Origin of the sequence: Flavobacterium sp. 22659, assembly GCF_052044235.1 — a bacterium.
Taxonomy (GTDB): Bacteria; Bacteroidota; Bacteroidia; order Flavobacteriales; family Flavobacteriaceae; genus Flavobacterium; species Flavobacterium johnsoniae.
This window is the reverse complement of record NZ_JBQEMU010000026.1, coordinates 43,599-57,169: the sequence shown is the minus strand read 5'-3', so window position 1 is coordinate 57,169 and position 13,571 is coordinate 43,599. Positions and strand designations below refer to the sequence as shown.

The window sequence follows — 13,571 nt, the reverse complement described above, 5'->3', positions numbered from 1 at the left end:
AATTCTTCTTTAAAATAAAAATATGAAAGCCAATTTTAATTTAATAAAACTATAATAAAAATATAAATAATAGATTTTATAAATAATAATTAAAATAAATTAAAATTATATTAAAAATTATAAAAATTTATAATAAGAAGTATTATAGAAAAAATTGAGCTTAAAAAATTTAAAAATTGAAATAAAGCTATTAAATCAATTTTAATTCAAAAAATGGGTTATTTATCCAATAAATTTTAATTCTTCTTTAAAATAAAAATATGAAAGCCAATTTTAATCTACTAAAATTATAATTTTTAAAATTTAATAGATTTTATATATAATAAAAAAAGCGCTTTTAAAAAGCGCTTTTTTATAGATTCTAATTATGTTTTACTTTTTTACCATTTCAGATAAAATTTCAATTTCTCTCTCCGAAGCATTTTTTGGAGGATTTGAATATAATTTTAAAATTTCATCATCATATTGATTTTTGAAACTTTCACTTTCAATATCTCTTAAATTTAAAAGTGCTTTTGATCTAACATAAGTCGATTCACTTTTTAGAGACATTGAATATAATTTCTTAATATCTTCTTCTTCAAAATCTGTTGATTTCCAGTTTGAATATTTCAAAATAAACTGAGAAAACAACAGCGAAGCCTTATTATTGTTGATGTTTTTCTTTAAAGAATTCTGTAAAAGTGAAAAAGTAGAGATATTTTTGATGTTCTCCCCTATTGCACTTTCAATTGCAATTCTCTCCGGTTTAGTCTCAACTTTAAAATATTTGTTGATATCTTTCAAAGAATTATTGATGCTGTTTTCTTCTTTTTTTCCTTTTTCTTCCCATGCATCTTTTAGTCCAACAGTTTTGTTAAATACTAGTTTTGAATAAGTTGAGTCTTTATCAACAGTAAAATAACCTAAACGTTGAAACTGAAATTTATCTTCATTTTGAGCTGTTGATAAACTTGGTTCAACATATCCAGTTACAATTTCTAATGAATTTGGATTCACAAAATCTAAGAAATTCTTCTCTTTATAACTGTCCGGAGCTTCATCTGTAAACAAACGATCGTACAAACGAACTTCTGCTTCCAAAGCATGTTTAATAGAAACCCAATGCAATGTTCCAGATACTTTTCTTTGGCTTGCTTCTGTTCCGCTTCCGCTTAAAGAATCAGTATCATACGTTACATGAATTTCTGTAATATTTCCGTTTTCATCTTTTATAACAGACTCACCTTTAATTATATAAGCATTTTTAAGACGAACTTCTTTTCCTAAAGTCAAACGGAAAAATTTAGCTGGAGCTTCTTCTAAAAAGTCTTCTCTTTCAATGTATAATTCACGAGAAAAAGGCACTTTTCTAAAACCTGCATTTTCATCTTCCTGATTGTTTTCAGCTTCCAACCACTCTTCTTTTCCTTCTGGATAATTTGTAATTACCAATTTTACAGGATCTAAAACAGCCATTACACGAGGTGCAATTTTGTTCAAATCTTCACGAATACAGAATTCTAAAACTGAAACATTGATCAAATTATCACGTTTTGCAATACCAATTGTGTTAGCAAAATTACGTAAAGAAGCAGCTGTATAACCACGTCTTCTTAACCCGGAAATGGTTGACATTCTTGGATCATCCCAACCGTTAACATGCTTTTCTTTAACTAGTTGCTGTAATTTTCTTTTACTAACAACAGTATGTGATAAGTTACGTCTGGCAAATTCTCTTTGCTTTGGACGCAGCTTATTATCATCAAAAATCTGATCTAAAAACCAATCGTATAATTCACGGTGAGGCAAGAACTCTAGTGTACAAAATGAGTGAGAAATCTGTTCTAAATAATCACTTTGTCCGTGTGCCCAATCGTACATTGGATAGATTTTCCAAGCATCTCCAGTTCTATGGTGATGTTTGTGTAAAATTCTATACATGATAGGATCACGCATTAACATGTTTGTTGATTTCATGTCAATTTTTGCACGAAGAATATGTGTACCAGCCTCAAATTCACCGTTTTTCATTCTTTCGAATAAATCTAAGTTTTCTTCAACAGAACGATTTCTGTATGGGCTGTCAGTTCCTGGAGTTGTTGGAGTTCCTTTCTGGATCGCCATTTCTTCAGAAGATTGGCTGTCAACATACGCTTTATCTTTTTTAATTAATAAAACTGCCCAATCATACAATTGTTGGAAATAATCAGACGCATAACATTCTTCTGCCCATTTGTAACCCAGCCATTCTACATCTTTTTTAATAGCATCAACAAATTCCTGTTCTTCTTTTTCAGGGTTGGTATCATCAAAACGTAAATTCACAGGAGATTGATAATCAATTCCTAAACCAAAATTTAACGCAATAGAACTCGCGTGCCCAATGTGTAAATAACCATTAGGTTCTGGTGGAAAACGAAAGCGAAGTTTAGTATTTGAAAGACCTGATTTTACGTCTTCCTCTATGATTTGTTCAATAAAATTGAGTGATTTCTCTTCTGATGCCATTATTTTATAGTAATTTTAGCAAAGATAAAAAAGTTTATAGTTTATAGTTTATGGTTTATGGTTTTCTTTGGAAACTTACTGAAAACATGAAACGTTAAACTCAAAATCTTTAATTAATTTATTTAGTATTTTTGTATAAATATTCAGAATTATGAGACAATTAACTGTTACAATTCCAGACGATTTTTACGAAACTTTTATTAGTTTTTTCAAACATGTTCCTGATGTTTCTATAGATGAAAATGTTGAGAATGAAATTCCATTATGGCAACAAGAAATGGTTTTGAATCGTATAAAAAATGCTAAACCAGAGGATTTTATTAGTTGGGAAGAGTCGAAAAAAAGACTCAATGTTAAATGGAATAAGAAGTAATGTTCGAAATAAATATTCTCTTAAGAGCTGAATTAGAAGTAGATGAAATTGCTGAATATTATGAATCTCTTTCTAATGGTTTAGGAACAAAATTTTTTAATGAATATCAAAAGTATGTAGATACTTTAAATACATTTCCATTTTTTGAAGAAAAGTATAATATAGTTAGAACATTATCTTTGAAAAAATTCCCATACACTATTCATTTTACAGTTGATGAAATTAACAAAATAGTTACAGTATACGCTGTAACATCCAATTATCAAAATCCAAACACTACAAGAATAAAACTATAAAAATGGGAGTTATAAAATTGAAAAATATCCGTACTTTTTCTTATCACGGATGTTTAATTGAAGAAGGAAAAATTGGATCTGATTATACTGTAGATCTAAAAATTAAAACTAATTTACAGAAATCAGCAGAAACAGATCATCTTTTAGACACTGTCGATTATGTTCATTTGAACAAAATTGTAGCTGAGGAAATGGCAATTCGTTCGCATTTATTGGAACATGTAGCCAAAAGAATCAATATTCGTGTACTGGCAGAGATAGAAATGGTAGAAAAAACTACAGTTTGGGTTTCTAAAATTAATCCGCCTATTGGTGGTGATGTTGAGTCAGTTACTATAAAAATGACGGAAACTAGAAAGTAATATTAAAAATTAAAATCCTAAAATTTTAAAATAGTTCATTCGAAACTTTTGAAATTTAAAGATTTTAGTTACTTTTGCCATCCGTTCAAGCAATGGCGTCGTGGCCGAGCGGCTAGGCTGGGCTCTGCAAAAGCTCCTACTCCGGTTCGAATCCGGACGATGCCTCAAAAGAGATACAGAAATGTGTCTCTTTTTTTTGTGCCTAATTTTTTCACATTCTTGTCATTTCGACCGAAGGGAGAAATCTTCGCGAGAAGCTCGACAAAGATTGGTTTCTCATTGCGGAGTTACTTGCGAAGATTTCTCCCTTCGGTCGAAATGACAAACTTTGTGTGAATAACTTAGTGAGATTGCTTTGTTCCTCGCAATGACTTATAAACAAAAAAAAACCTCTGAAATTCAGAGGTTTGATTTTATATTCTAGAGTTATTAACAACTACTTTTTCTCTATTCTTTCAAAAGCATTTTTTACCATTTCTTTTTCTTTTGGAAACCAGCCCTGAGTTATTAATACAACTCCAAAAACCATCAAGACAATACTAATTCCTTTTTTAATTTTCACGATATTAGTTGGCGTCATTTTAGATTTTAATTGTTTGGCTAATACTATTTTAAGGCAGTCAACTAACAAATACGTTATAATCACCGACGTAAAAAAAGTAATCATTCTTGAGTTTTGCATTTCTAATTTTGGCCCTACAGAAATAATTACAGCCAGCCAGAAACCTAAAACACCAATGTTAATAACGTTGAGTAAAAAGCCTTTTATGAATAAACTTCCGTAATTTCTTTTAATAATATCCCGGTCAATTTCTTCATCATCAATTTTTTCTTCATTTTTTAATCTTACAAAAGAAATTATACCATAAGCCAGCATTATAATTCCTCCAAAAATAAAGAGTGCAGGTTTATCTTTTAAACTGGAAATCAATCTGTAACTTCCTAAATAAGCAATTGCTATAAAAAAAATATCACCTAGAACTACTCCAAAATCAAAGACTATTGCAGCTCTGAATCCTTTAGTAATACTGGTTTCTAATAGTATAAAAAATACCGGACCTACCATAAAGCTTAGAAAAAGTCCCCATGGCAGTCCAGCCAGAATATCATTTATCATCAAAATACGACTTGTTATTTTACTATTTCAATTTTACCGCCTAAAACTGTTTTCTGATTTACTTGTTTCGGATTTCCATAAATGTAAATAGAGCCTCCTGCGCTTACTTTTGCATCGACAAGGGTCGAAGCATTAACATCAGCTTTTCCGCCCGCAGAAACGCTTACTTTGGTCTGAGAAGTGGTTAATTTACTTCCAAGGAAGTAACCGCCGGCTCCTAAACTCGCCTCAAGGTTGTCTGCTTTACCATTTACTGTAATTTCTCCGCCAGAAACTGAACTTACTTTTAGTTTATCAACATTCAAATCTACATTAATTTTTGCACCTTCCTGCGCACTAACTTTAAATGAAGTTGCTTTTATAGTTTCATTACTGTTTACAGAAGCGCCTTCATTAGCATCAATCAGTTCAATATGTTTATAATACAAAGTTACTTCAAGATCATTTCCTGACAAAAGTTTAGGAAAAGGCATTCTTAATTTTAATACGCCATTTTTGTTAACAGCTTCTAACTCTGCTTCTCTTGTTCCTTTTATAACAACTTTATTTTCAGATGACTGAACTAATTTTACACTTAATTTGTCGTAAACTTTTACGGTATCAAAATCTCCTAATTCTTTGGTTACCTGACCAAAAGACATTTGTACAAATAAAATTGCTGCTCCAATAATTAGCTTTCTCATACTTTTATTTTTTTAATTAATATTTATTCTGCTCGTCTTAAAAAATGAAAATCCAGTTGTTTTTTCACTAAGTCGGCATTTTTTACTTTAACATAAATTTCATCTCCTAATTGCAAAATGCTGTTTGAAGTAGCTCCAACCAAAGCATATTGTCTTTCATCGAAAGTATAGTAATCATCTTTGATTTCTCTGATTCTCACCATTCCCTCGCATTTATTAGAAACGATTTCAACATAAATTCCCCATTCGGTAACACCAGAAATAACACCAAGGAATTCTTCGTCCTGATGATCCTGCATGTATTTAACCTGCATGTATTTGATACTATCTCGCTCAGCATTAGTAGCTAAACTTTCCATGTTCGAACAATGCAGACATTTTGTTTCGTATGTTTCTTCATCTACAGAAGCTCCTCCATCCAGATAATATTGCAGCAATCTGTGTACCATAACGTCAGGATAACGACGAATTGGCGATGTAAAATGGCTGTAATAATCAAAAGCTAAACCATAATGGCCAATATTATCTGTTGAATATTTGGCTTTACTCATACTTCTAATTGCAAGAGTATCAATTAAGTTTTGCTCTTTTTTACCATTTACTTCTTCCATTAAAGAATTCAGTGATTTGGCAATATCACCTTTATTTCTAAAATCAATTTTATAACCAAATTTAGCAATTACAGTTTGCATTGCAATTAACTTATCTTCGTTTGGTTCGTCGTGAATACGGTAAACAAAGGTTTTCTTTTGTTTTCCAATGTATTCTGATACTTTTCTATTTGCCAGAAGCATAAACTCTTCAATCAAATGATTGGCATCTTTTGAGATTTTGAAGTAAACTCCTTCTGGTTCTCCTTCTGCATCAAGATTAAATTTAACTTCAACTTTATCAAAAGAAATAGCACCTTGCTGCATTCTTTTCTTTCTTAAAATCTTCGCTAATTCATCTAATTTCAAAGTTGCTTCTCTAATTTCATCTGAAACCACATACGATTCTCCGGTAATAGAAACATCAACCGGAATTGTATTATCTTTTGTTTCAATGATATATTGTGCTTCTTCGTAAGCAAAACGCTGATCTGAATAAATTACCGTTCTTCCAAACCATTGGTTGATAACCTGCGCAGTTGGCGAAACTTCAAATATAGCAGAGAATGTATATTTCTCCTCATTCGGACGAAGTGAACACGCAAAGTTAGACAATACTTCAGGAAGCATTGGCACTACTCTATCTACTAAATAAACTGAAGTTGCTCTTTGGTATGCTTCATCGTCAAGAATGGTTCCTTCTTCTAAATAATACGAAACATCGGCAATATGAATTCCAATTTCAAAGTTTCCATTCTCTAACTTTTTGAAAGACAAGGCATCATCAAAATCCTTTGCATCTTTTGGATCTATCGTAAACGTAAGTGTATCACGCATATCACGACGTTTTGCAATCTCTGATTCCTGAATTGAGGTATCCAGCTTTTGAGCATACACCTCTACTTCTACCGGGAAATCAGATGGCAGTCCATATTCAGCCAGAATAGCATGAATTTCTGTATTGTGTTCTCCAGGTTTTCCTAAAACACGAATTACAGATCCAAACGGACTATCAGCTCTTTTAGGCCAGTCTTCAATCTTAACCAAAACAACATCACCGTTTTCTGCTTCTCCCAATTTATCTTTTGGAATAAAAATATCGGTGTACATTTTTGGATTGGCAGTAGAAACAAAAGCAAAGTTTGGCTGAATGTCAATTACACCAACAAACTCTGTTTTATCTCTTTCAATTACTTCAATTACTTCACCTTCAGGTCTTTTTCCTTTCCTGCGGTTATAAACGTAAACTTTTACTTTGTCTTTGTCTAAAGCACGATTCAAATTATTGGTCGGAATAAAAACATCTTCTTCAAATTCATCACAAATAAAATATGCCGTTTTTCTGCTCGTCATATCTATCGTTCCTTCGTAGTAATCCTGACTAACAGCTTTAACTAAATATTTTCCAGGTTCTGTTTCTATAATTTTCTTTTGTGCAGCCAGAATCTTTAAGTCTTTGATAATCTGGTTTCTGCTTTTTGTATCGTCAAGTTCTAACTTTGCTCCTATCTGTCTGTAATTAAATGGCTTATTGGCATTCTGCGATAAAATTTTAAGGATCTTCCCAGAGAAATCTTTCTCTTTTTTTATCGGCTTTCTAATTTTCTTACTCATATATCTTTTCTTATAAGGTTTAAAATTACAAATAAGAAATCAGATAATTCTTTTTAACAAATAGAATTATTAAAAATATAACTTTTCGTACATTTACAAAAAGACCTCATATGGAAAGCTTTAAGACAATCGCCGTATTCAATTATCAGCACGAAACAGTGGTTCTCAAACACTTACTTGAACAGGAAGAAATCCCGTATTTTTTCGAAAACGAAATGACACTTTCCGTTATGCCTCTTTACTCAAATGCACTGGGCGGAATCAAACTCAAAGTTCATCCGGAAGACTTCGAACAAGTTCAGCAAATTCTGGACAATCTCAACAATCCTCTCAAAATCGTCTGAAACAAACTTCAAAAACAAACTCAAAACAGAAGTAAAATTCAAACTCAAAAAAATTTTTTTCCTTTTCAACTTTTTTAGTTTTCAACATATATTAAATACAACAAAAAAGATTTTTAAAAATTTAAAAAAAATTTATGGTTATTATAGCTTGTTAATATGTCGAATAATTTTTTTTTTGAAGTCATTGAAATCTCGTTTTACTTATTTATTCTGAGTTATCAACATAGTTATTTTTAGTTAATTTACTTATTTATAAGACTTTTTGTATTTTAATTAACAATGGTTGACAACCAAAATTGAATTCATTTTGTAGATAAGTTGATATGTTGATTTCTGTTGAAAATGGTATTTTTGATATTGATAACTTTTCCAAAAATTCACGAAACTTTTCTTGCATATTTAATTCCAGTTTTGGATTAGGTATTTTTTTGAAACAACCAAAAAAAACTTCTAATTTTCTTTTCGAACTTATTAACATTTTCTGTTAACTTAAAGTTAATTGAATATCAAGCAATTACAAACTCCTATTAACACCTCAAAATTTTAACAAATTTTATGCTTATTATTTATTGATTATGAGATACTTATGAAGTTATTAAAATTGTTGATAACTGATAAGGTTTTGACAGCAAGGTAGTTGTAAAATAAAGTGTTTTGCTACTCCAGATACTTATCTGGATCACGAATGTAAACGAATTTATATTGTGTGTTTATATACTATTTAAAAGAAAAAAATTTGTGAAAATTGGTGCAATTCGTGGCGAACATCTATTTATTAAGTAAATTTGCATAACACAACTTAATAGTATAGAAAAATGAAAATTTCGATAGGAAACGACCACGCAGGACCAGAATATAAAAAAGCAATTGCAGCTATGCTTGAAGCAAGAGGATATGAAGTGACTAATTATGGAACAGATACAGATGCTTCTGTTGATTATCCTGATTTTGGACATCCGGTTGCAAATGATGTATCTGAAGGAAAAGCTGATTTTGGAATCGTAATCTGCGGAAGCGGAAACGGAATTGCAATGACGGTTAATAAACACCCTAAAGTAAGAGCTGGTTTATGCTGGACTAAAGAAATTGCTTATTTAACGCGTTTACATAACGATGCAAACATTGTAAGTATTCCAGCGAGATTTACATCAATTCATCAAGCTGTAGAAATCGTCGAAACTTTCCTTGATACGGCTTTTGAAGGCGGAAGACATCAAAACCGAGTTAATAAGATTGCTTGTTCGTAAAAAGTCAAAAAAAAATTCGGTGCTTCGCACCAATATAGATAAAACACACCGGGCGGATTTTTTAAATTCTTCCGGTTTTTTATTTAAAATATTTAAAATCAGACAATTAATTTGTTCTAAAATGACACTTTTTGAGGTTATTAACAATGTTAATATCTATATTCTGCCCGATAGTTTTAAATAAATAAAAGCAGCCTGCACCAAGAGAATTAATATGAATTTGACAATAAATGAAGTTTTCCTCGTTTTATGTCTAAACAAAAACATAGCTGTTAATAAACCAGGTGTACCGCCAATTAGCTGTAGAAAAAACAGCGTATTTTCGGGAATTCTTCGTTTATTTTTCCGAGCCAGATTTTTATCATAACCGGCCAAAATAAAAACGAATATGTTAACAACTAAAAAATAAAGTAAAAAAATTTTCATTGGCGTAAAATTAAAAACAAAGATATTATTTTAGCCAAATGTTTGATTAATTTACCAATTCATTTTAACAAGTAAATTATATCAACTTATAATTAAGAATTTATTTCATTAAAAGTATGACTAATATTCAATTCATTGCCAAGTCTGTTCAGGCACCGGCAGTCAGTATTCAAAACACAGTAAAATTATTAGAGGAAGATTGTACGATTCCGTTTATTTCCCGATACCGAAAAGACGCTACCGGAAATCTTGATGAAACTGTAATTGAGCAGATTGCGAAACTTCAAAAAGATTATGATACGCTTATAAAACGTAAAGAAGCCGTTTTAAAATCAATTGAAGAGCAAAAAGCACTTACGCCAGATTTGAAGAAAAAAATTGAAGAAAGTTTTGATTTACAAGAAATCGAAGATTTTTACCTTCCATACAAAAAGAAGAAAAAAACAAAAGCCGATGTTGCCCGCGAATTTGGTTTAGAACCTTTGGCAAAATTGATTATTTCTGAAAGTGATGCCGATATCGATTTTATTTCGACACAATACATTAATGAAAATGTTATTAACGAAGAAGCCGCTATTCAGGGTGCAAGAGATATTGTAGCCGAATGGATCAATGAGAACATCTATGTTCGTAAACAACTTCGTAGATTGTTTCAGCGCAAAGCAACTATCGCTACAAAAGTGGTAAAAAAGAAAGCGGAAGAAGAAGGAGCACAAAAATTCAACCAATATTTTGATTGGGAAGAGCCTTTAACAAAAGCGCCGGCACACCGTTTATTAGCAATGCTTCGAGCAGAAAATGAAGGTTTTATTAAAATGAAAATCGATGTTGATATCGACGATGCCTACGATGTTATTGACGAAATCATCATTAAAAAACAAAATAATTCAACAGCTCATTTGCAATTAGCAATTGAGGATAGTTATAAACGTTTATTGAATCCGGCAATTGGAAATGAAACCCTGCAGGAAGCAAAAGCAAAAGCCGATGCTAATTCTATTCAGGTTTTTGCTAACAATTTAGGTCAGTTATTATTGGCTCCGCCGTTGGGAGAAAAACGTATTCTGGCAATTGATCCAGGATTTAGAAGCGGTTGTAAAGTGGTTTGTCTGGACGAAAAAGGCGATTTATTATACAACGAAACGATTTATCCGCATGCGCCGCAAAATGAGGAATCGATGGCGATCAAGAAAATCCGTTCGATGGTAAATGCATATCAAATTGATGCGATTTCTATTGGAAACGGTACGGCTTCTCGCGAAACTGAATTTTTCATCAAAAAAATCGCGTTCGACAAGCCAGTTCAGGTTTTTGTGGTTTCTGAGGCAGGAGCTTCAGTATATTCAGCTTCCAAAATTGCGAGAGAAGAATTTCCAAATTATGATGTAACGGTGCGTGGTTCGGTTTCTATCGGAAGAAGACTTTCAGATCCGTTGGCCGAATTGGTAAAAATTGACCCGAAAGCGATTGGAGTAGGGCAGTATCAGCACGATGTTGACCAGACAAAACTAAAAGAAGAACTAGACAGTACGGTAATTCGCTGCGTAAACTCGGTTGGAATTAACATTAACACAGCAAGTAAACATTTACTAAGCTATGTGAGTGGAATCGGGGAGAAGCTGGCCGAAAACATTGTACAATACCGTTCTGAAAACGGACCTTTTGCAGACAGAAAGCAGCTGAAAAAAGTCCCTCGTTTAGGAGATAAAGCCTATCAGCAGGGAGCAGCGTTTATTAGAATTACAAATGCTAAAAATCCGCTGGATAATTCTGCGGTGCACCCAGAAGCCTATCCTGTTGTTGAAAAGATGGCGAAGGATTTGAATATTTCTTTAAACGACTTAATTGCAAATAAAGAAAAAACAGCCCTTATTAAGCCCGAAAAGTATGTAACACCTGAAATTGGTTTACTTACGCTGAAAGACATCATAAAAGAGCTTGAAAAGCCCGGATTAGACCCAAGAAAGTCTGCTAAGGTTTTTGAATTTGATGCAAACGTAAAATCGATCAAAGATTTGAAAACAGGAATGATTCTTCCGGGAATTGTTAATAACATCACCAATTTTGGCTGTTTTGTTGACATCGGAATCAAAGAAAGCGGATTAGTGCATATTTCGCAGTTAAAAGCCGGCTTTGTAAGCGACGTAAACGAAGTGGTTAAATTACATCAGCATGTTGATGTTAAGGTTACTGAAGTTGACGAAGATAGAAAGAGAATTCAATTAACAATGATTTTATAAAAAGTTTCCAAAACTGGAACAATAAAAAAACTCCCAAATTACATTCGTAATCTGGGAGTTTCTATTTTTAGTATTATTTTAAAATCACTTTTTTGGTTATGCTTTTAAAATCATCATTGGATATTTTTACAAAATAAATTCCAGACGATTGAGAACCCAGATTTATTTCGGTATTTTCAGATGTTGTTTTCTTTTGATAAATCACACTGCCTGAAGGCGAAATTACTGAAATAGTTGATTGCTGAGGTGCGTTAACTGTGATTCGATCAGGACTCGGATTTGGGTAAAGCGTAACTGTAGATTTTTCAATATCAAAAGTATCATTAGACAAATTGGCGTTTAGCGGTAAATAAAAATTACCTGTTAGTAAAAAGGAGTATAGTGTTTTTAATGTATGATTAAAATAGCTGTTAGGTTCATTAAGATTTTTTAAGTCGGTATAAGAAGCATCTAAATGGTTTTGATTTTCACCCGCCATCGCTGCACAGGCAAATGCCCCTACAAAAGTAGCATTGTGCCATTGGCCGCTTACGCTTCCGTTTTGATTGTAACCGTCTTTAATGTTAGAAGATCCGCCAAGATTGACACGAACAAAATCTGATGATTTTTTTGCATAGGCTTTCGCATCAGCATTTCCGTGCCATAAATAATCAACAGCGATTCTCCAGGGAGTTCTTGCCGCGTCGTAAGTATACATTTTACCGCCATTAGCATAACCTCCTGCCTGCGAAGAATAAGCGCCGGAAGCTTCGCACCAGTCAGAAACCAAGCCGCCTACAGCATTATTTTGCGTTAAATTGTTGTTGATAATAGTGTACGATTTCGCAGCAACCTGATTCCAGAAAGCGGTATCATTTGTAAAAGTTCCAAAAACTCTATAATAGGCAGGCGAGAAGTAAGACGGATTTGTAATCTGGCTTCCGCCGAATTGATCTCCGGGTTTTAAAACATAAGTATTTGCTTCAACTTCATGATTTTTTATGGCAGAAATTAGAGCGGTGGCATCATTTTTATAATTAATAGTTCCGGCACTTGCCCATTGATAATCGGCAACAATAAGAGCAAAAGCAGCATCAAGTTCAGCATCAGTTGCTCCGTTTTGACCAATAGTTCCAGAACAGCCGTTAATTTTCCAATTCATTACTTTGTTACTGTTTACATTGTCTTTGTAATACAGCCAAAGCCCATCAAAAAGAGTTTTATCGGCCATGTAAACACTAAGCAGCATTCCATATCCAATTCCCTCAGAAACGGTTTCCCAGGAAGAATCAAATTTTACCCGATAGCGTCCATTAGAACAGCCTTCTACAAAATTGGTTTTCCAGATATCATAATTGTTTTTTGCATCCTGACTGTTTTTGGCAGAAGGCATTAGGCCATTGTTAAAAACAACATTGGCCGGAAACGGCTGCTTTTGTGCATTACTTTCGAGACACAAAAAAGCAACAGTAATCAGAAGTAGGTTTTTCATAATTATTGTTTAATAAGTTTGGGACTCTAAAAGTAAGATTTTTTAGATATAAAAAAAATCCCAGACTACAATTCTATAAATTGCAGTCTGGGACTCATTGATAAGTTGAAGGTTACTATTTTTGTTCTTCCTCTTGTTTTTTAGCAGGAGCAGGTTGATCGTCTTTAGCAGCGTTTTTAAATTCCTTAATTCCACTTCCTAAACCTTTCATTAATTCTGGAATTTTTTTACCTCCAAAAAGTAATATCACAATACCTACGATAACAAGGATTTCTGTAAGACCTAATCTTCCCATGACTATTATATTTAATGCCGAAG

At 32.5% G+C, this 13,571-nt stretch carries 13 protein-coding genes and 1 tRNA gene; 7 read left to right on the top strand and 7 right to left on the bottom strand.

Going from position 1 to position 13,571, the window contains the following annotated elements; translation table 11 throughout:
* Positions 1 to 372: 372 nt before the first annotated feature.
* Positions 373 to 2,490 (bottom strand): glutamine--tRNA ligase/YqeY domain fusion protein, encoded by a 2,118-nt coding sequence (locus ACTJIW_RS20975; protein WP_440716442.1) that lies wholly within the window; start codon positions 2,488 to 2,490, stop codon positions 373 to 375.
* Positions 2,491 to 2,641: 151 nt separating this feature from the next.
* On the opposite strand from ACTJIW_RS20975, the gene ACTJIW_RS20970 reads away from it, so the two are divergent.
* From ACTJIW_RS20970 to ACTJIW_RS20955, 4 genes are all read left to right on the top strand, one after another.
* Positions 2,642 to 2,863, top strand: a complete 222-nt coding sequence (locus ACTJIW_RS20970) for a hypothetical protein (protein ID WP_440716441.1) — start codon at positions 2,642 to 2,644, stop codon at positions 2,861 to 2,863.
* Entirely contained in the window at positions 2,863 to 3,159 is a 297-nt protein-coding gene (locus ACTJIW_RS20965) for a hypothetical protein (RefSeq protein ID WP_012023099.1), read from the top strand. The genes ACTJIW_RS20970 and ACTJIW_RS20965 overlap by 1 nt, the downstream gene beginning before the upstream one ends.
* 2 nt (positions 3,160 to 3,161) lie before the next feature.
* Positions 3,162 to 3,521, top strand: coding sequence for a dihydroneopterin aldolase (folB, locus tag ACTJIW_RS20960; RefSeq protein WP_073408318.1), 360 nt, complete (start codon positions 3,162 to 3,164; stop codon positions 3,519 to 3,521).
* Between the two features lie 94 nt (positions 3,522 to 3,615).
* Positions 3,616 to 3,686, top strand: a tRNA-Cys gene (locus ACTJIW_RS20955).
* Between the two features lie 271 nt (positions 3,687 to 3,957).
* Here the strand turns inward: ACTJIW_RS20955 and ACTJIW_RS20950 are convergent.
* Genes ACTJIW_RS20950 through rnr form a run of 3 tightly spaced genes read right to left on the bottom strand, consistent with a single transcriptional unit; the run spans position 3,958 to position 7,525 of the window.
* Positions 3,958 to 4,638 carry a LysE family translocator gene (locus tag ACTJIW_RS20950; protein WP_121362729.1) on the bottom strand — a complete coding sequence of 227 codons (681 nt, stop codon included), beginning with the start codon at positions 4,636 to 4,638 and terminating at the stop codon, positions 3,958 to 3,960.
* A 14-nt stretch (positions 4,639 to 4,652) separates the two neighbouring features.
* Positions 4,653 to 5,321 carry a head GIN domain-containing protein gene (locus ACTJIW_RS20945; protein ID WP_121362728.1) on the bottom strand — a complete coding sequence of 223 codons (669 nt, stop codon included), beginning with the start codon at positions 5,319 to 5,321 and terminating at the stop codon, positions 4,653 to 4,655.
* Between the two features lie 23 nt (positions 5,322 to 5,344).
* Positions 5,345 to 7,525, bottom strand: coding sequence for a ribonuclease R (rnr, locus tag ACTJIW_RS20940; RefSeq protein WP_440716440.1), 2,181 nt, complete (start codon positions 7,523 to 7,525; stop codon positions 5,345 to 5,347).
* Positions 7,526 to 7,635: 110 nt separating this feature from the next.
* Here rnr and ACTJIW_RS20935 point away from each other — a divergent pair, with 110 nt between their 5' ends.
* The gene (locus ACTJIW_RS20935; RefSeq protein ID WP_012023104.1) at positions 7,636 to 7,869 is read left to right on the top strand and encodes a putative signal transducing protein; all 234 of its coding nucleotides are present in this window, start codon (positions 7,636 to 7,638) and stop codon (positions 7,867 to 7,869) included.
* Positions 7,870 to 8,684: 815 nt separating this feature from the next.
* Positions 8,685 to 9,116, top strand: coding sequence for a ribose 5-phosphate isomerase B (rpiB, locus tag ACTJIW_RS20930; protein ID WP_440716439.1), 432 nt, complete (start codon positions 8,685 to 8,687; stop codon positions 9,114 to 9,116).
* A gap of 156 nt (positions 9,117 to 9,272) precedes the next feature.
* Here rpiB and ACTJIW_RS20925 read toward each other — a convergent pair whose 3' ends face one another.
* Entirely contained in the window at positions 9,273 to 9,542 is a 270-nt protein-coding gene (locus ACTJIW_RS20925) for a DUF1294 domain-containing protein (RefSeq protein WP_012023106.1), read from the bottom strand.
* Positions 9,543 to 9,658: 116 nt separating this feature from the next.
* On the opposite strand from ACTJIW_RS20925, the gene ACTJIW_RS20920 reads away from it, so the two are divergent.
* Positions 9,659 to 11,782 carry a Tex family protein gene (locus ACTJIW_RS20920; RefSeq protein ID WP_440716438.1) on the top strand — a complete coding sequence of 708 codons (2,124 nt, stop codon included), beginning with the start codon at positions 9,659 to 9,661 and terminating at the stop codon, positions 11,780 to 11,782.
* Between the two features lie 73 nt (positions 11,783 to 11,855).
* Here ACTJIW_RS20920 and ACTJIW_RS20915 read toward each other — a convergent pair whose 3' ends face one another.
* Both ACTJIW_RS20915 and ACTJIW_RS20910 read right to left on the bottom strand, forming a co-directional pair.
* Entirely contained in the window at positions 11,856 to 13,253 is a 1,398-nt protein-coding gene (locus tag ACTJIW_RS20915; RefSeq protein WP_440716437.1) for a glycosyl hydrolase family 8, read from the bottom strand.
* Positions 13,254 to 13,368: 115 nt separating this feature from the next.
* Positions 13,369 to 13,548: a Sec-independent protein translocase subunit TatA/TatB gene (locus ACTJIW_RS20910; RefSeq protein ID WP_012023109.1), complete on the bottom strand. Its 180-nt coding sequence runs from the start codon at positions 13,546 to 13,548 to the stop codon at positions 13,369 to 13,371.
* Between the last annotated feature and the right edge of the window lie 23 nt (positions 13,549 to 13,571).

Excerpts from the sequence above, each read along its gene's own strand:
- ACTJIW_RS20915 (WP_440716437.1), bottom strand. The coding sequence starts at position 13,253 with ATGAAAAACCTACTTCTGATTACTGTTGCTTTTTTGTGTCTCGAAAGT.
- ACTJIW_RS20935 (WP_012023104.1), top strand. The coding sequence starts at position 7,636 with ATGGAAAGCTTTAAGACAATCGCCGTATTCAATTATCAGCACGAAACA.
- ACTJIW_RS20925 (WP_012023106.1), bottom strand. The coding sequence starts at position 9,542 with ATGAAAATTTTTTTACTTTATTTTTTAGTTGTTAACATATTCGTTTTT.
- folB (WP_073408318.1), top strand. The coding sequence starts at position 3,162 with ATGGGAGTTATAAAATTGAAAAATATCCGTACTTTTTCTTATCACGGA.
- rpiB (WP_440716439.1), top strand. The coding sequence starts at position 8,685 with ATGAAAATTTCGATAGGAAACGACCACGCAGGACCAGAATATAAAAAA.
- ACTJIW_RS20965 (WP_012023099.1), top strand. The coding sequence starts at position 2,863 with ATGTTCGAAATAAATATTCTCTTAAGAGCTGAATTAGAAGTAGATGAA.
- ACTJIW_RS20950 (WP_121362729.1), bottom strand. The coding sequence starts at position 4,638 with ATGATAAATGATATTCTGGCTGGACTGCCATGGGGACTTTTTCTAAGC.
- ACTJIW_RS20920 (WP_440716438.1), top strand. The coding sequence starts at position 9,659 with ATGACTAATATTCAATTCATTGCCAAGTCTGTTCAGGCACCGGCAGTC.
- ACTJIW_RS20970 (WP_440716441.1), top strand. The coding sequence starts at position 2,642 with ATGAGACAATTAACTGTTACAATTCCAGACGATTTTTACGAAACTTTT.
- ACTJIW_RS20975 (WP_440716442.1), bottom strand. The coding sequence starts at position 2,490 with ATGGCATCAGAAGAGAAATCACTCAATTTTATTGAACAAATCATAGAG.
- rnr (WP_440716440.1), bottom strand. The coding sequence starts at position 7,525 with ATGAGTAAGAAAATTAGAAAGCCGATAAAAAAAGAGAAAGATTTCTCT.
- ACTJIW_RS20945 (WP_121362728.1), bottom strand. The coding sequence starts at position 5,321 with ATGAGAAAGCTAATTATTGGAGCAGCAATTTTATTTGTACAAATGTCT.
- ACTJIW_RS20910 (WP_012023109.1), bottom strand. The coding sequence starts at position 13,548 with ATGGGAAGATTAGGTCTTACAGAAATCCTTGTTATCGTAGGTATTGTG.